The organism is Aeromonas sp. MdU4, from assembly GCF_041929505.1.
Lineage (GTDB): Bacteria > Pseudomonadota > Gammaproteobacteria > Enterobacterales > Aeromonadaceae > Aeromonas.
Map to the genome: position 1 here is coordinate 1 of NZ_JBHFMW010000023.1, position 17,689 is coordinate 17,689.

Sequence of the window (17,689 nt, forward strand, 5' to 3'; positions counted from 1 at the left end):
TCTCCCTCCACCATCATTCAGAAAGCCCGGCCTTGTGCCGGGTTTTCGCATTTCTGGCCTACCAAATTCCTTAATCCTCTGCACTCCAGTGCCTTTATCACCGTTTGCCTGCTGCCAATCGCGCAATAAAAAACAGGAGGCCTGCGCCTCCCGTTTACTCTCATGCCTGCCCTGTTACAGGGTGAAGCGATAGAAGATATCCACCGCCTGAGCCACCCCGCTCATCGCCTGCAGATAGAGTCGTGGCAATACCTCGTAGCGCAGCTTGAACTCGGCGATGGGGCTGAACACCCCAACCCCGTATTGGAACTGCAAGCCGGGTAACAGATAAGCAGACAGGGTCACCTGGGTGTTGTCGCCGCTGCCCGCCGTATCGAGAGAGACATCGCTCATCCCGAGCGACTCGCCAATGCTCGACACCACACCATTGGCCTGGCTGACAGCACCCGCCACCAGCAGACCATTGAAGCCACCATCTTCCCCGGTGGTTTGCAGCCCTTTGCCGCGCAGCAGGTAGGAGAGCTGTTCCGATTGCGTCATCTGGGGCTCGGAGTAGACGTTAATCTCCGGCTTGCTGGCCGGGCCGGTCACCCGCACCCCGACCGTCACCTTCCCTTCGATGGTATCGGGGTCACGATACGCCTCGATATTGAGGTAGGGACGGTCGAGCGGACCGGAGAAGAGGATCCGCCCCTCCTTGATGATCAGGTTCTGGCCATACGCCTTGAAGCGACCATTGGTGAGCACCAGCTGACCATTGCCCGCCAGCGGCTTGCCCGGATCCTGGCGGATATTGAGGCCACCCGACACATCGGTCTTGAGCCCCATCGCCTCCAGCTTCACATCGTTGCCAAGGCGGATCGCCACTTTCATCGCCAGTGGCAGGCTGGCCTGCTTGGGTGGCGGGGGAAGATCGTCATAGACCACGGTCACATCGTCAGAGACCGCCACTGCTGATTCAGGCAGGCTCTTGACCAGAATTCGCGCCCAGGGGATATCCACCTGACCGGTCACCCGGGTCTCGTCACCCAGCGACACGGCAATATCGGGGGAGACCTTCACCCGGCCCATGCCCGGGTACTGCGCCTCCAACTCCTTGCCCTGAATGGTGAGGCTGCCGGTCACCGGCATCTTGGCCCAGCTGAGCCAGCCCCCCAATGCCAGCGGCCCCTTGCCAACCAGCATGGAACCATCGAGCTCAGCCCGGTTGCCTTCGATCTTGAGGCGGGTCACCAGCTTGGTCAGCGTCACCATATCGGAGTGGGTCTGCACCTCGCCATCACGCAGGTTAAGCTGGCCAAACAGCAGTGGCGCTGCCAGGGTGCCATCAAAACGGGCATTGGCCGAGATGACCCCTTGCAGGGATCGTACCTCGGGAATGAGCGGTGCGAAGGTGTCGAGCTTCAGATCGTCGAATTTGAGCTGACCACCGAGCAGACCGCGACCGGCTGGATCCTTGATCAGCAGATCGGTATCGATATTACCAATCTGTTTGGAGGCGAAGTCGAGCCGGATGGCTGCCTGCTGCCGCTCGAAATCCAGGCCCAGCGCCAGCTGCTGGTACTCGGTCTTGAGATCATCGGTGACAAAAGTGCCCGGCGTGGTGCGCACCACCGCATGGAGAGTCGGCTGATTGCCGCGCCAGCTGGCTCGACCGTCGGCAGAGAGCACCGCTTGCCAACGGAAGTTGTCCGGCAACCAGGGACGCAACCGCTTGAGGTCAAACCCGGCCAGCGCAAACTCCAGTGCGCCTTGCGCCGCAGAAACCTGGCTTCTCTTCACACAGAGGCTGGCCCCTTGGGAACCGAGGCAGAGATCCCCCATCGCCACACGCTGGCGCGGCAGATCCACATCCAGATCCCACGGCGAAGTGAGCGCCCAAAGACGCAGCGGGGTCTTCAGCTTCAGCTCGGAGAGAGCACCACGCCAGTGATCCCCACGCATGCCCCCCGCCAGTTTGAGGTTGGCCGCAACAGGGTCGCCCTTCATAGTCAGAGTCAGCTGATGCTGGTTGAAATCACCGTTCAGATTGAGCAGCAGCTGGCTCAGCTTGGTGGCCCCCTGGGTCAACTCGGCAACCGAGAGCGCCAACTCGCCGGCAGGTTTCCCCCCCAACGCGCCATTGCCCTTGAGGGTGATACCACTCAGATCGGTTCCCGCAAAGTAGAGGCGGCCAGCGCTCAGATCGGCAGCCACTCTCGGAGTCTGCTGGTTGCCGCTCACTTTCATCTGTCCCTTGATATCCCCTTTCAACCCGGGATAGATGCCGCCGAGTTGAGGTGCATCGAGTGTCGCATCCAGTTGCCAACGGGCAGGCGTGATGCTTCCCTTGGTCTGCAACTGGTTGGGGCCACTTTGCAGCGCCAGCGCCGGGATCTGCCACTCCATCTTGTCGTTGCCACGCAGCTCACCCTTGAGCGCCAGCGGATACTGGTTGAGCTTGCCGTCGATATTGAGTTTGGGCAGGTTGAGCTCCCAGTGGCCCGCCTCGTTCATCGCGAAACGGCTCTCCAGTTCCCCCGCCAGGGTTCCCTTGAGCTCGGGCAACAACTCGGCCGGATTGATCCCCTTGAACAGGGTCGTCCCCTGCCACTCGATCCCCTTGTGCCAGGCAAGCTTGCCATCAAGCTTGAGCTCACCCTTGAGGGCATTGAGCTGCAAGGCGATCTTGCTGAGCCGCTCCAGATCGCCCTTCCCTTCCAGCACAATCTTGAAAGGGGGGACATCGGTGCCCTTGCCAGCGGTATTGAGAGCAAACTGATAGCCGGAGAGCTTGCCCTTGGCGGTCAGGTTTCCCTTATCCAGCCGATAGTTCGGCTCATCTTTGGCAGGCTTATGCAGTGGCCAGCCGAGGCTCTTCCAGTCGAGGGCCAGATCGAAGGGAAGATCCGGGTCGAGCGCGGCCAAAGAGCCCTTGAGGTTGGCGGCAACCGGCCCTTTGGCCGCCAGCGTCAGTCCCAACTTGCCAACCGAACCGCCCACGGTCAGGGTCGCCTGTTCCCCTTGCAGCTCACCATCGAGCAGTCCTTTGCGCGCCTTGGCATCCAGGGTCACCGCCAGCGGATAGTCATCCCCCAGCCGGATATTGCCTTTGAGCGCCAGAGCCGCCATAGCGTGGCGCAGCGACAGCTCGCGCACCTCGATGCGATCGCCCACGGCACTGGCAGAAAGCAGCAACTTGTCGATACCCTCGACCAGCTCGCCCTGCTGGTATTGCACCCGGGTCGCACTCAACCCTTCAAGCTGAATGGGGAACGGCAGATGGATGGCGGGCAGTGAGATGGGCTCTGCGTTGGCGGCCTTGTCACTGGCGCCTTTACCACTCTTGGCTACCTTGTCGCGCTCCCCCTTTGCAGCACTCTTGGCCGCCGGGATACTTGCCTGCTTGCCGCCAGCCTGAGCTGACGTGCTGGCAGGAGCATCCGTAAGGGTCACGCTCAACTTGTCGAGCACGGGCCCGCGCACGATCAGTCCCTTGCGATTGAGAGTGGCGCCGATATCGAGCGACCCCAGGGTCACGGCTACGCCGGGTACCGCCAGATCGAGGTCAGCCACCTTGAGGCTGTCGACCTGAATTTTGAGGGGCAGCGGATGCCAGACAAAAGGCTCCGACGGCTCTTCCGGGGCAGGCTCCGAGTCAGCCACATTCACCACCGGATGAGTCACTTCAAGAGATTTGATCCAGAGTTTGCCCTGCAGCAGTTTGCCGAGATCCCAGTCGAGCACGGCGCGATCGACCGTGACATCCACCAGCTCATCCTGCCAGCCCGCCCCTTCCAGGGTCCAGCCATAGCCAAGCTGACCGACCACCAGCTCCCCCTTGAGGGATGGCAGCGCTCCTTTGGCCTGTTGCCACAACCACTTGTTGCCCTGATGGGTGAAGCCCAGCAGGCTGACGCCGATGAGCAGCAGGAAGATGAGGCCCATCAGCCAGAGGAAAATGCGTTTTATCCAGATCATAATTCAGGCCCCAGTGCGAAATGCAGCCGCAAGGGCTTCTCCTCTTCCGATACCCCGACCGCCAGATCCAGCCTGACCTGACCGATGGGAGTCACCCAGCGCACACCGACACCGGTACCGATCTTCCAGGGCTCGCTGTAATCATTGGTGGCGGTCCCCCCATCCACAAACAGAGCACCCAGCCATTTCTCACTGAAGCGGTAGTTATACTCCATGCTGGCGACGCTGGTGTAGCGACCGCCGGTCAGCTTGCCATCCGGCCCGGTCGGGGAGATCTTCTCATAACCAAAGCCGCGCACCGTCTGATCACCACCGGTAAAGAAACGCAAAGAGGGAGGCACCAGCGAGAAGCTGTCCCCTATGATGGCCCCCTGCTCTGCCCGCAGCAGGAAGCGGTGATCATCCCCCAGGGTACGCAGCCACTTGCTGCGCCCCCACACCCGCATAAAGCTGATGTCGGAACCCCAGGTGGGATCAGAGAACTCCAGCGTCACCTGCTGGCGATCCCCCCAGTCGGGCACCAGTCCGCCACGCACCCGCAGCCGCGACCAGGAGATACCGGGGATCAACAGCAAGCTGTTCCCCTCGTCGGCGCCCTGGGTATAGATCTCGTTCTCCAGCCGGATAAACACGTCTCGGTCCCAACTCTCCGGCCGCCTGGTCCAGCGGTGTACCCCTATGGTGGCCAAATCGGCGCGGGTATCGTTGTTGTCCTTGTACTGGTAACCGGTCTGGATGGAGTAGTAGTCGCGCAGCGGGTTACCCACCGGGATCTGATAGTCGAAGCTGAGCTCAGCCTCCGGCTGGGAGACTTTGGCGGTCGCAAACAGGCGGTGACCGTAACGGTTGACCCAGGGCTTCTCCCAGGTGGCACTCATCCGCGGCCCCACGTCGGTGGCATAACCGATACCGGTCTCAATCTCGTGATCGACCCGATTATCGAGAGTCACCGAGATGGGCACCCGGTAATTACTCGCCTCGCTCAGCACCGGCTTGATATCGACCTGGCGAAACAGCTTGGTGGAGGAGACATCCTGCGACATCTCGGCAAGGCGGATCGCCAGATAGGGCTCACCACTCTGAATGTTGATGAGGGGACGAATGAGGTGGAGTGCTTCGGGTGTAGCGTCGTAGCGGATCTCACCAAAACGGTAGCGATGACCGGACTCGAACAAAATGAAGATCTCCGCCGTCCCCTTGTCCGGGAACACCTTGACCTGGCTCTTGCTCAACTTGGCGTCAAAGTAACCCCGTGCTAACCCGAGACTGCCCAGATCCGCCTTGATCGACTCATATTTGGCATGATTGAGGGGATCTCCCTCTTTCAGGGGCAATTTATCCAGTAACTCGCTGTAACGCTCATCGCTACCCGCATCCCCCTCCAGCAAGATGTCGAGGCGGGAGACGATGACCGGCTCCCCCTTGTCCACCTCGATCAGGACTTTGGACGGGGTTTTCTTGTCGCGGCTTAGAGTGATCTTGGGCTGATAGTAGCCATACACCTGCAGCGCCTTTTGCACGCTCTCGGTGATCTTGGGGCGAGCTGGCCGATATTGGCGCTCCTGATAGACTGGCAGCGCATTCAGGTAGGCCTCGACATTATCCTTGTTATCTCCTCTCAGCCCCTTGATCTGATAGGTGAGCTTGGCGGCAAATGCCGGTGAAGCCACCAGCGACAGCAACAGGCCCAATCCCAGCACCATGAGAGTGCGACGAAACGCAGGGCCAGGCAGTAAACTCCCCGCCAGCAGGGATGAAATGCATCCTGTCAAAGGTCAATATTCCTGAATTGATAAAGTAAAGAAGACAGACGATCTTTCGAGCCCGGCTCAAAAACCGCCTGACACGCTATGCGACATAGCCGTGGCACAACAATGCGCGCCAGAAAAATGGCGAACCTTATCCTAACATAGGCACTCACCAACGACAGCGCAGCACTATTGGCAAATTCATCATATGTTTTAAGTGGTTGGCCACAAATCGCACATTTTGGCGATAGTTGCGACACCCCATTGCACCGAGGGTGGCAACCCGCCCCCTCAGTCAGGAAATATCCCTTGTATCAGGCTTCATCTGCCACTTATCCCATTATCCTCGCCACAAGGTCACCCCCACGACAAGGTTTGTCGGCACCCATGTCACTGCATCCCCCTCCCCCGCGGCAACCATGAATCGCCAGCACAGCAAACCAGCATGGTGATTAAGAAATGCTCGTTCAGGGCAATCGAATTATCCCGCTCCCCTTGCCAGCTCCTCTGTCCCACACTTGAAGTCAGTAATTAAAGGAGACACATCATGCATGCACGTAGCGAACAGATGGCTGACTATATTGCCGATCGTCTCGAGTTCATCACCTTTCTCGCCTGTTGCAGCGCCCTGCTGGCCCTGCTGACAGGCATGAACGGCCAGCAGGCGCTGGCCTTTACCGCCCTCAACCTGCCGTTTGGTCTCGGGATCCTGCTGGCGATGGCGCTGCTGGCCCCCCTACCCGCCTACTGGCGTCTGTCGGGCATCACTTTGCTGCTGGCGGGGGCTGCCCTGATGACTCTGCAGCTGGGTGGCGCGTGGCTCAATCCGCTGGCCATCTGGAGCCTTTACGCCCTGCTCGGGCTGGAGATAATCTGGCAGGCCCGTCCCAAAGCTGCGCTGGCGGCTGACGGACGCGGTTAATTGAGGTAACCTTGCGCCCCCGATCTGCCAACCCCCCAATACCCGAGGAGCGCCCGATGAAAAAAGCCTGTGCCCAACACATTCTGGTCAAGACCGAAAAACAGTGTCTGGAGATCAAGGAGAAGATCGAAAAGGGCGCCGACTTCGGCCAGATGGCCAAACGCTTCTCCACTTGTGCCTCTGCCAAACGCTGTGGCGATCTGGGGGAGTTCAACAAAGGAGATATGGTCAAGGCCTTTGACGATGCGGTGTTCAAGGGCGAGCTGCTCAAGGTACTGGGGCCGGTGCGCACCAAGTTTGGCTTCCACCTTATCAAAGTGCTCTATCGCAACTGATCCGCCCCGTCAGCGTGACCCCTTCCCGCGAGGCCCGTTTGCAACGGGCCTCGCGCTGTTTTACCGTCACCCTTGGCCCATGGGCCAAAAGCACCTTGACCAGACACGAATTTACTAACGTTATCAGACCATTAAGTTTATTCTTCTCGGCACGTTCCGCACTTCGAGGATGGATCCCGCGCTATGCCCAGCTTATACAGGTGGCCACTGCTGGCCTGGTTACTCCCTTTGGCAGGGGCTCTTGGCAGCCGCTTTCATCTCTGGCCCTGGTGGCTGGGGTTCGCCCTCTGCCTGGCGGGAGCTCTTATTTCTCTGGTGTTGCTGGTACGCCTGCCCTGGAGCCAAAGCCGCTGCGCCAATGGTTGGGGCGCCGTGCCACTGCTGCTGCCCCTGGCCTTCGTGGTACAGGCGCTGCGCGTGCCACTGGTCAACGATGTGAGCACGGATCCCTACAACCCGCCCCTGCTGCGCTGGGCCAGCGAACTCAGAACGGCGCAGGATCTGCCGATTAATCCGGCCCCGTTGAAAGCATTTGAGGGGAAACCCGGTCCTCTCTATACCAAAGCCTCCCCGATCGAGGTGATCACCGAGGCCCATGCCCTGATGGAACAGCTCGGCTGGCAGGTGCGACCAAGCCCGGACGGTCTCGATGCGGTGGCCACCACCGGCTGGTTCGGCTTTCAGGATGATGTGGCGCTGCGAGTCTTTGTCGGACCCAGCGAAACCCGCATCGATATGCGCTCCGCCTCCCGTCAGGGGCAGAGCGATCTGGGCACCAATCGGGCACGGATCGAGGATTTTCTGATCCGCCTCAACGAGCGGCTGGGTCAGGCCTACAAACCCAATTTGAAGCAATAAGAAGGTCATCAATGCGCGTCGAGGTGAAACCCGACCGGGAATATGCCTGGTTTATCCGCCCCTTTTTCTGGCTGCAACAGCGCAACTACGGTCAGGTGCTCATTCCGGGCAAGTGCTGGGGCCGCTCGCCGCGCCTGTTTGCTGCCGTCGCCACTCTCTATGGAGTCATCAACCGCAAGCGCTCCCCCATCGACCCCGTGCTGCGCTCCCTGGTGACGGTGCGAGTCTCCCAGCTCAACTGGTGCCGCTTCTGCGTCGACATCAACGCTATGACCCTGATCAAGCGGGCGGGCTCCAGCGAGAAGGTGGAGGCGCTGGCCAACTGGCGCGAAAGCCCCTTGTTCGACGAGCGGGAGCGAGCCGTGCTCGACTACACCGAGGCGATGACTGGCCTCGATGGAGTCAGCGATGAGCAGGCCGCCCGCCTCAAGCCCTGGTTTGACGACGACGCCATGGTGGAGCTGACCGGTCTCATCGCCTTCCAGAACATGTCGGCCAAGTTCAACGCCGCCCTCGATATCGCCCCGCAGGGCTTCTGCCAGCTGCCGGTGCAGCCAGAGCGTCCGGCCCAACCGGATAACAAGGACGCCTGATGAGAGGCTCCCGCCTGCTGCTGGTGCTGGTAATGGGCTGCCTCATCGGCGCCTTTTTCGCCTTCGACCTTGGCCACTACCTAAGCCTGCCCCAGTTGCAAGCCCGTCAGGCCGAGCTGGCCGCCCTGGTCGATCGCCGTTTCGTCAGCGCCGCCCTGCTGTTCGTCGCCATCTACGTGGTGAGCACCGCCCTCTCCCTACCCGGCGCCAGCCTGCTCACCCTGGCGGGTAGCGCCGTGTTTGGCGTTGCCTGGGGGTTGCTGCTGGTCTCCTTTGCCAGCAGCATTGGCGCGACCCTGGCCTTTCTCAGCGCCCGCTTTCTGCTGCGCGACTGGGTCGAGCGGCGCTTTGGCGACAAACTGGCCAGCTTGCAGGCCGGCATGAAGAAGGAAGGGGCGCTTTATCTGCTGAGCCTGCGCCTCATCCCTATCTTCCCCTTCTTTCTGGTCAACCTGCTGATGGGGCTCACTCCCATCAGAGTCAGCACCTACTACTGGGTGAGCCAGCTCGGCATGCTGCCCGGCACCTTCGTCTACGTGCTGGCGGGCAGCGAGCTAGCCAACCTCACCAGCACCGGCAATATCCTCTCCCCCGGTCTGATGGTGGCGCTGACCCTGCTCGGACTGATGCCGATGCTGCTCAAGGGCCTGCAACGGCGCCTCGCCCTGCATCGGCTGCACGCCCCCTACCGCAAGCCAAAACACTATGACTACAACCTGCTGGTGATTGGCGCCGGCGCCGGCGGCCTGGTGACCAGCTATATCGCCGCGGCGGTGAAGGCCAAGGTGGCGCTCATCGAGAAGCACAAGATGGGGGGCGATTGCCTCAACAGCGGCTGCGTCCCCTCCAAGGCGCTGATCCGAAGCGCCCGCTTTGCCGCCGAGCAGCGCCGGGCCAGTGAACTGGGCTTTGGCCCAAGCCTGGTCAGCGCCGATTTCGCTGCCGTGATGGAGCGGGTCGCCCGCGTCATCAAGGAAGTCGAGCCCCACGATTCCATCGAGCGCTATCAGGGGCTTGGGGTGGAGTGTATCGAAGGAGAGGCGCGGCTGGTCTCTCCCTGGGAGGTGGAGGTGAACGGCCAGCGCCTTGCCAGCCGCCATATCGTCATCGCCACCGGCGCCCGGCCGCTGGTGCCCAACCTACCGGGCCTTGAGCAGGTGCCTTACCTCACCTCCGACACCCTCTGGAAACTGCGCACCGCGCCGCGCCAGCTGCTGGTGCTGGGCGGTGGCCCCATCGGCTGCGAGTTGGCCCAGAGTTTTGCCCTACTAGGGGTACCCGTTACCTTGGTAGAGCTTTCGGATCAGCTGCTGCCCCGCGAGGAGCGTGAGGTGGCCGACGCATTGGCCGAGCAGATGAGCAGAGATGGCGTGCGGGTGCTCACCGGCTGGCGCGCCGAGCGAGCCGACTATCTGTCATCGGCCGAAGGGGATCTCCCCATCCGGCTGCAACTGCGCCGGGGCGATGATACGTTGGTGGTGGAAGGGGATCAGCTGCTGCTGGCGCTGGGCCGGGTGGCCAACGTCAGCGGCTTCGGACTCGAAGAGCTGGGAGTGGAGCTGACGCCGCGCGGCACGGTTGCAGTTGATGGCTTCCTTGCCACCAACTACCCCAGCATTCTGGCGGTGGGGGATGTAGCGGGCCCTTACCAGCTCACCCATGCCGCTGCCCATCAGGGCTGGTACGCCGCCGTCAACGCCCTGTTCAGTCCGTTCAAGCGCTTTCGGGCCGACTATCGGGTCATGCCGGCCGCCATCTACACCACGCCAGAAATCGCCCGGGTCGGCCTCAACCAGAAAGAAGCCCAGGCGCAGGGCATTCCCTTCGAGCTGACCCGCTTCGAACTAGCCGAGCTGGACAAAGCCATCGCCGACGGCGAGCGCCAGGGCTTTATCGAGGTGCTCACCGTCCCCGGCAAGGATCAGATCCTGGGTGCCACCATAGTGGGCACTCACGCCGGTGAGCGGATCGCCGAGTTCGTACTCGCCATGCGTCACCGCCTCGGCCTTGGCAAGATCCTCGCCACCATTCACGCCTACCCCACCCTGATGGAGGGGAACAAGTATCTGGCGGGCGAGTGGCGACGGGCCCGTCAGCCCGCCACCCTGCTGGCTCTGCTGACCCGTTATCACCGCTGGCGCCGCGGCGCCTGACCCAACCCCAGGTAACCCGGATGCGACACTCATTGCCCTCGCTCAAACAACTGCTGCGCACCCTGCCCCTGCTGGCAGGCAGCCTCCTCTTCACTCAGGCCAACGCCGCTAACAACTCGCAGTGGCAGCAAACCCTCGACGAGGCCAAAGGGCAGACCGTCTACTTCAACGCCTGGGGCGGCAGCCCGGAGATCAACGCCTATCTGGTGTGGGCCGGCCAGGAGCTGGCGCGCGACTATCAGGTCAAGCTAGTGCAGGTGAAGGTGGACGATATCGCCCAGAGCGTCAGCCAGCTGCTGGCCAACAAGCTGGCGGGCAAGCAAGCTGGCGGCCCCATCGACCTGCTCTGGGTCAACGGCGAGAACTTCAAGGCGCTCAAGGAGCAGGGGCTGCTCGGTGCCCCCTTTACTCAGGAGCAGCCCAACATGGCACTGGTAGACAACAGCCTGCCGGTGAGTGAGGACTTCACCCTGCCGGTGGAAGGGCTGGAAGCCCCTTGGGGCATCGGCCAGCTCAATCTGATGGTCGACAGCGAAGAGGTCACCAGCCTCCCCACCTCGGCGGCAGCCCTGCTTGCGTGGGCCAAGGCACACCCCGGCCGCTTTACCTATCCCAAGCCGCCCCAGTTTCACGGCTCCAGCTTCCTCAAGCAGATCTTGCTGGAGCTGACGCCGGATCCCGCCCCTCTCTATCGGGAGGCGACCGATGCCGAATTCATCAGGATCACAGCCCCACTCTGGGCCTGGCTGGATGAGCTACACCCGGCGCTCTGGCGCAAGGGCAAGCTGTTTCCGGCCAGCGCCGCCGAAACCCGCCAGCTGCTCGATGATGGCGAGCTGGCGATGGCCATCAGCTTCAACCCGCAGGAGGCGCAAAGCTCGGTACAAAACGGCACCCTGCCTCCGAGCGTGATAGCGGTGGCCATGGCGAAAGGTTCGCTCACCAACAGCCACTTCCTCGCCATCCCCTTCAACGCCAACACCCGTGCGGGGGCCAAGGTGGTCGCCAACTTCCTGCTAAGCCCTGCCGCTCAGACACGCAAGGCTGATCCGGCGTACTGGGGTGATCCCAGCGTGCTGCGAACCGATGCCCTGCCGGACTCCGCCAAAGGGCAACCCGCACTGCGCTTCAAGGCCGTGGCAGAGCCCCATCCCAGCTGGCAGCTCAGGCTCGAAGCGGCCTGGGCCGAGCGCTACGGCCACTGATGAACCGGTTTGGCTGCTCAGCACCCAGCTGGCGCCCCCTGTTTACAGCGGGGTGCGCACTTCTGTTTGGCCTCCCGCTGCTGGCGGGGGGCTGGCAGCTGCTGGCTGAGGGGCTGACCCGACCCCATCTGCAATTGCTGCTGGCCCAACCGGGCCTCTGGCACTCGGCGCTGCTGAGCCTGTGGATTGGCGCCGCCTCGACCCTGAGCAGCCTGCTGCTAACCGCCCTGCTGCTGGCCCACAGTGACAGCCGGGCCGTTGGCTGGCTGCGTCGGTTTCTCTCGCCCTTGCTGGCACTGCCCCACGTCGCCTTTGCCATCGGTTTTGCCTTTCTGCTCGCCCCCTCCGGCTGGTTGCTGCGCCTGCTCTCGCCGACCCTAACCGGATTTGAACTGCCTCCCGACTGGCAGACCCTGCGCGATCCCGCCGGGCTCGGCCTCATCCTCGCCCTGACCCTCAAGGAGACCCCCTTTCTGCTGCTGATGGCGCTCGGTGCACAAGACCCCGCCAAGGTGGCGCGCCAGCAGTGGCTGGGGGCCAGCCTTGGCTTCAGCCCCCCCCAGATCTGGTGGCGCCTGCTGCTGCCGGCGCTGTGGCCCGCCTTGCGTCTGCCCCTCTATGCGGTGGCCGCCTACGGGGTGGCGGTGGTGGATCTGGCCCAACTGCTCGGACCCGATCTCCCTGCCCCGCTGGCCGTCCGCTTGTGGCTCTGGTATCAGGCCCCTGACCTTGTCTGGCGTGGTGTCACCGCCAGCGGCGCCCTGCTGCTGCTCGCCATCACTGCGCTGCTGCTGGCCCTGTTGCGGCTGCTGGAACTGGCCCATCAAGCCCTTGGCAAACCCGGCTGGCTCGATGGCAGACGAGCAAACCCAAGTGCTCTTGGCCGCACCCTTGCCACGAGTAGCGTGGTGACCCTGATCGCCATCAATCTGGCAGTGCTGGGGGCATTGCTGCTCTGGTCGTTGACCCGGCGCTGGCCCTTTCCCGCCCTCTGGCCAAGCCAGTGGAGCGGCAGTTATTGGCTCGAACTGCTGCCGACTCTGTCGCCACTGCTGACGACCAGCATCCTGCTGGCACTGGCAAGCGGCGTGATTGCACTGGTGATGGCGGTGTTGAGTCTGGAAGCGCAAGCAGGCCGCCGCCCCTGGCCGCTCTGGCTCATCTGCCTGCCTCTATTGCTGCCGCAGGCCAGCCTGCTGTTCGGCATCCGCCTCGGGGTGGACTGGTTCAGCTTCACGTGGGGGGGCGACGGAATCGGCTGGAGTTGGGTGCTCTGGAGCCAGCTGCTGTTTGTCTTTCCCTATGTCTATCTCTGCCTGCACGGCCCCTATCGCCAGTTCGACGCGCGGATCACCCAGAGCGCCCTGCTGCTGGGAGCCGCGCCGTGGCGAGCCTGGTGGCAGGTCAAAGCACCACTGCTGGCACGACCGCTACTGTTTGCCTTTGCAGTGGGGGCTGCGGTGAGCCTGGCCCAATACTTGCCAACTCTGCTGTTTGGCGCAGGTCGGGTGGTCACCATCACCACCGAGGCGGTGGCCATCGGCAGCGGCCTCAACCGGCGGCTGGCGGGCCTCTACGGCCTGCTGCAATTGCTGCTGCCGCTTGTTATCTATCTGCTGGCGCTCTGGCTGCCAGCGCGACTCAATCCGGCGCTCAAGGGCGCCCGCTGACGATGGACTATGACCATGGCAACAGCATCATGCTGAACACCACCCCCCTTCGCCTCTATCTGGATGAAAATCTGCTGCTCTCGCTGCCCACCCTGCAGGTGGCGCCGGGCGAGGTATTGACCCTGATGGGGCCCAGTGGCTGTGGCAAAAGCTCGCTGTTGGCAGCGCTGGCGGGGGTACTGCCCGCAAGCGGCCCGATCCGGCTGGAGGGGGACGTGACCCTCGGCGAGCGTCAGCTCACCCGTCTGCCGCCCCAGGTGCGGCGCATCGGCATACTGTTTCAGGATGATCTGCTGTTCGACCACCTGACGGTGGCGGAGAACCTGATGTTCGGCATGTCTGCGACCATCAAGGGAAAAAGTGCGCGGCGGGAAAAGGCGGTAGCCACGCTGGCACAGGTCGCGCTGGCGGATCAGGCAGACAAGCTGCCGGGTACGCTCTCCGGCGGTCAGAAGGCTCGCGTCAGCCTGCTGCGGGCGCTGCTGGCCGAGCCCGAGGCATTGTTGTTGGACGAGCCCTTCTCCCGCCTCGACAAACCGCTGCGGGCCGCCTTTCGCGAACTGGTGTTCGCGCAAATCAAGGCGCTGGCCATCCCCGCCATTCTGGTGACCCACGACGCAGACGATGCGCCGGGCACCATACTCCACCTCACCGAATCCTGTTTTTGACCGAGGAGTTCCCCTTGTTTGACCGCCACCTGATCCCCGTTATCCGCAGCCCCCTCGCCCGGCTCGCCAAACCGCTCTGCCGCGCCGGGGTCAGCGCCAACCAGATCAGCCTCACCGGTTTTGCCATCGGCATGCTGGCGCTGCCGCTGCTGGCCTTTGACTTCTATCAATGGGCGCTGGCGGCGATCCTGCTCAACCGGCTGCTGGACGGGCTCGATGGCGCCGTGGCGCGGGAAACCGGCATCACCGACTGCGGCGGCTTTCTCGACATCACGCTGGATTTCATCTTCTATGCCGCCGTGGTGCTGGGCTTTGCCCTCGCCGCCCCCGCCAATGCGCTGCCTGCCGCCACCCTGCTGTTTGCCTTTATGGGTACTGGCTCGAGCTTTCTGGCGTTTGCCATCATGGCGGGCAAGCGGGGCATCGACAATCCGGTCTACCACCACAAATCCCTCTACTATCTGGGTGGCCTCACCGAGGGGAGCGAGACCATCGCCCTGTTCGTGCTGATGTGCCTGTGGCCCGCGGCCTTCGCCCCGCTCGCCTACGGCTTTGCCCTGCTCTGCGCCATCACTACCCTGACCCGACTCTGGAGCGGTTACCACACCTTGCGCCAGCATGGCTGAACGCAGCGCGGGGGAATCCATCACCCGCTGAATTGACGGCAAGCCAGGCACACGGAACACTTGCGCACGGATGACAATGTTTTACCATGTCGACTCTTTTATCAGTCTCTTTGAGAACCCTATGCGTCGCCTTGCCTCTCTTCTCACTCTGTCGTTGGTTCCCCTGCTTGGTGGCTGCAGCAGCTCACCGGCTGCCAAGCCCGTGGTCGTCCCCCAGCCCAACAGCGCCTTTATCAACCAGACGTCATCGCGCAGCCCTCAATACAGCCAGGGAGTTAGCAAGGGGGATTTCGCCAATCGCGCCAACGTGGACAGATTCGTCCAGAAGATGGTCGAGAAGCACGGTTTTGACAGCGCCCAGCTGCATCAGGTGCTGGCGCAGGCAGAGCGCTATGACTGGATCATCCGCCTGATGGATGCCCAGGCGCCGACCACCGCCAAGCCAACCGGCCCGACCGGCGCTTGGAACCGCTACCGCGCCAAGTTCATCACCCCGGACAACGTGCAGAACGGCGTCAACTTCTGGCGTGAATACGCGAGCGAGCTCAATCGGGCAGAGCAGATCTACGGGGTGTCGCCGGAGATCATCGTCGGCATTATCGGCGTCGAGACCCGCTGGGGCCGGGTGATGGGCAAGACCCGCATTCTGGATGCGCTGGCCACCCTGGCGTTTGATTACCCGCGCCGCGCCGAGTTCTTCACCAGCGAGCTGGAAGCTTTCCTGGTGATGACCCGCGACGAGGGGATGGATCCTGCCGAACCCAAGGGCTCCTACGCTGGCGCCATGGGCTACGGCCAGTTCATGCCCTCCAGCTTCCAGCGCTATGCGGTGGACTTTGACGGCAACGGCCACACCAACCTGTGGGATCCGGTGGATGCCATCGGCAGCGTGGCCAACTACTTCAAGGCCCACGGCTGGGAGAAAGGGCAACCGGTGGCGGTACGTGGTCAGGGCCAGCTGCCCGGCTATGAGCACGGCTTCCAGACCCGCTATCCGGTTGCTTCTCTGCGTCGCGCCGGGCTGACCCCCACCAGCAGCCTTGGCAACCACAGCGAAGCGAGCCTGCTGCGTCTCGATGTCGGCACCGGCTATCAATACTGGTACGGCCTGCCCAACTTCTACACCATCACCCGCTACAACCACAGCACCCACTACGCCATGGCGGTGTGGCAGCTGGGGCTGGCAGTGAAGGCGGCGCGCTGACAAACCGCGATCAGCAGATAAAAAAAGGAGCCTTAACGGCTCCTTTTTTTTAAACTAAATACTTTATTTATTCACGGCTGATTGGCCCGAAAATCAGACGCCAGCCTTGGCCAGTGCCGCAGAGACAATCTGCTGAGCTTCCTGCTGGATGAGGTCGAGGTGCGCGTCGCCCTTGAAGCTCTCCATGTAGATCTTGTAGATGGACTCAGTGCCGGAGGGGCGCGCCGCGAACCAGCCGTTCTCGGTCACTACCTTGAGGCCGCCGATGGCCGCATCGTTGCCCGGCGCCTTGGTCAGCTTGGCGATGATGGGCTCACCGGCCAGTGTGGAGGCTTCCACCAGTGCCGGATCCAGCTTGGAGAGCACCGCCTTCTGGGCGCTGTTGGCCGGGGCGTCGATACGGCGATAGCTGGAACGGCCGAACTTGGCTTCCAGCGCGTCGTAGTGGGCCTGCGGATCCTTGCCGGTCACCGCCAGAATTTCCGCCGCCAGCAGCGCCAGAATGAAACCATCCTTGTCGGTGGTCCAGACGGTGCCGTCTTTACGCAGGAAGGAGGCGCCAGCGCTCTCCTCGCCGCCAAAGCCGAACTCGCCGCTGTAGAGGCCATCCACGAACCACTTGAAGCCGACCGGCACCTCTTTCAGGGTACGGCCAATCTCGCCGGCCACCCGGTCGATCATGGAGGAAGAGACCAGTGTCTTGCCGACGGCAGACTCTTTGGACCAGCCGGTACGATGGGTAAACAGATACTGGATCGCCACCGCCAGATAGTGGTTCGGGTTCATCAGGCCAGACTTGGTGACGATGCCGTGACGGTCGTAGTCAGGGTCGTTGCCAAGGGCGATGTCGAACTTGTCTTTGAGCGCAATCAGGCTCGCCATGGCGAACGGGCTGGAGCAGTCCATCCGGATCTTGCCGTCTTTATCCAGGGTCATGAAGGAGAAGGTCGGGTCGACCTTGTAGTTCACCACTTCGATGTTCAGACCGTAGGTCTTGGCGATGACGTCCCAGTAGGCGACGCCGGAGCCGCCCAGCGGATCGACACCGATCTTGATGCCCGCTTGCTTGATGGCATCCATGTCCAGCACGTTTTTCAGATCATCCACATAAGGGGTGACATAGTCGTGCTCGACCACGAACGGGCTCTTGAGCGCCTCGGCAAACGGCATCCGCTTCACGCCAGCCAGACCCGCTTCCAGAATGGCGTTGGCACGGTCTTCCACCCACTTGGTGATCTCCCCTTCGGCGGGGCCACCGTGGGGCGGGTTGTATTTGAAGCCACCATCTTCCGGCGGGTTGTGGGACGGGGTGATGACCACGCCGTCAGCGCGAGCGGCCGGTTTGCCTGCATTGTGGCGCAGGATGGCGTGCGAGATGACCGGGGTCGGGGTAAAGCCGAGGCCAGCCTGAATGCGGGTTTCGACACCGTTGGCCGCCAACACTTCAACTGCGCTGGCAAAGGCGGATTCGGACAGGGCGTGGGTATCCATGCCGACAAACAGCGGGCCAGTGATACCGGCCTGCTGGCGATACTCCACCAGCGCCTGGGTCACCGCCAGGATGTGAGATTCGGTAAAGGCGCTGTGCAGGGCGCTGCCGCGGTGGCCAGAAGTACCGAAGGCAACCCGCTGTTCGGGGCGGCTCATGTCCGGCTTGTTGAGGTAGTAGGCACTAACCAGACGGGGAATATTGGTCAGATCGCTTAAACGGGCCGGTTGACCGGCGTGGGAATGCTGAGCCATGGCA

The 17,689-nt window shown here is 62.5% G+C and carries 13 protein-coding genes; 10 read left to right on the forward strand and 3 right to left on the reverse strand.

Going from position 1 to position 17,689, the window contains the following annotated elements; all coding sequences use genetic code 11:
* Window positions 1–174: 174 nt before the first annotated feature.
* Together ACE1BR_RS12345 and ACE1BR_RS12350 are read right to left on the reverse strand one after the other, a co-directional pair.
* Window positions 175–3,960 carry a translocation/assembly module TamB domain-containing protein gene (locus ACE1BR_RS12345; RefSeq protein ID WP_374870661.1) on the reverse strand — a complete coding sequence of 1,262 codons (3,786 nt, stop codon included), beginning with the start codon at window positions 3,958–3,960 and terminating at the stop codon, window positions 175–177.
* The gene (locus tag ACE1BR_RS12350; protein ID WP_374870664.1) at window positions 3,957–5,732 is read right to left on the reverse strand and encodes an autotransporter assembly complex family protein; all 1,776 of its coding nucleotides are present in this window, start codon (window positions 5,730–5,732) and stop codon (window positions 3,957–3,959) included. The genes ACE1BR_RS12345 and ACE1BR_RS12350 overlap by 4 nt, the downstream gene beginning before the upstream one ends.
* A 523-nt stretch (window positions 5,733–6,255) precedes the next feature.
* Here ACE1BR_RS12350 and ACE1BR_RS12355 point away from each other — a divergent pair.
* The 10 genes from ACE1BR_RS12355 to mltB all read left to right on the forward strand — a co-directional run bounded on the left by ACE1BR_RS12355 (window position 6,256) and on the right by mltB (window position 15,942).
* The gene (locus tag ACE1BR_RS12355) at window positions 6,256–6,630 is read left to right on the forward strand and encodes a hypothetical protein (protein WP_374870666.1); all 375 of its coding nucleotides are present in this window, start codon (window positions 6,256–6,258) and stop codon (window positions 6,628–6,630) included.
* 56 nt (window positions 6,631–6,686) lie between these two features.
* A complete protein-coding gene (locus tag ACE1BR_RS12360; RefSeq protein WP_374870668.1) occupies window positions 6,687–6,965 on the forward strand; it encodes a peptidylprolyl isomerase in 279 nt (92 codons plus the stop codon).
* A 183-nt stretch (window positions 6,966–7,148) separates the two neighbouring features.
* Window positions 7,149–7,823, forward strand: a complete 675-nt coding sequence (locus ACE1BR_RS12365) for a DUF1499 domain-containing protein (RefSeq protein ID WP_374870670.1) — start codon at window positions 7,149–7,151, stop codon at window positions 7,821–7,823.
* 11 nt (window positions 7,824–7,834) lie between these two features.
* Window positions 7,835–8,416, forward strand: a complete 582-nt coding sequence (locus ACE1BR_RS12370) for a carboxymuconolactone decarboxylase family protein (protein WP_139395204.1) — start codon at window positions 7,835–7,837, stop codon at window positions 8,414–8,416.
* Window positions 8,416–10,569, forward strand: a complete 2,154-nt coding sequence (locus tag ACE1BR_RS12375) for an FAD-dependent oxidoreductase (RefSeq protein WP_374870672.1) — start codon at window positions 8,416–8,418, stop codon at window positions 10,567–10,569. Before ACE1BR_RS12370 ends, ACE1BR_RS12375 begins: the two co-directional genes overlap by 1 nt.
* 20 nt (window positions 10,570–10,589) lie before the next feature.
* Window positions 10,590–11,774 carry an ABC transporter substrate-binding protein gene (locus tag ACE1BR_RS12380; RefSeq protein WP_374870674.1) on the forward strand — a complete coding sequence of 395 codons (1,185 nt, stop codon included), beginning with the start codon at window positions 10,590–10,592 and terminating at the stop codon, window positions 11,772–11,774.
* Window positions 11,774–13,444: an ABC transporter permease gene (locus ACE1BR_RS12385; protein ID WP_374870676.1), complete on the forward strand. Its 1,671-nt coding sequence runs from the start codon at window positions 11,774–11,776 to the stop codon at window positions 13,442–13,444. The genes ACE1BR_RS12380 and ACE1BR_RS12385 overlap by 1 nt, the downstream gene beginning before the upstream one ends.
* A gap of 29 nt (window positions 13,445–13,473) precedes the next feature.
* Window positions 13,474–14,112, forward strand: a complete 639-nt coding sequence (locus ACE1BR_RS12390) for an ATP-binding cassette domain-containing protein (protein ID WP_374871101.1) — start codon at window positions 13,474–13,476, stop codon at window positions 14,110–14,112.
* A gap of 14 nt (window positions 14,113–14,126) precedes the next feature.
* Window positions 14,127–14,738 (forward strand): CDP-alcohol phosphatidyltransferase family protein, encoded by a 612-nt coding sequence (locus tag ACE1BR_RS12395; RefSeq protein WP_374870678.1) that lies wholly within the window; start codon window positions 14,127–14,129, stop codon window positions 14,736–14,738.
* 121 nt (window positions 14,739–14,859) lie between these two features.
* Window positions 14,860–15,942 carry a lytic murein transglycosylase B gene (mltB, locus tag ACE1BR_RS12400; RefSeq protein ID WP_374870680.1) on the forward strand — a complete coding sequence of 361 codons (1,083 nt, stop codon included), beginning with the start codon at window positions 14,860–14,862 and terminating at the stop codon, window positions 15,940–15,942.
* 93 nt (window positions 15,943–16,035) lie between these two features.
* Here the strand turns inward: mltB and pgm are convergent, their stop codons facing one another.
* On the reverse strand, window positions 16,036–17,685 hold the full coding sequence (gene pgm / locus ACE1BR_RS12405) for a phosphoglucomutase (alpha-D-glucose-1,6-bisphosphate-dependent) (protein WP_374870682.1): 1,650 nt from the start codon (window positions 17,683–17,685) through the stop codon (window positions 16,036–16,038).
* Window positions 17,686–17,689: the final 4 nt, after the last annotated feature.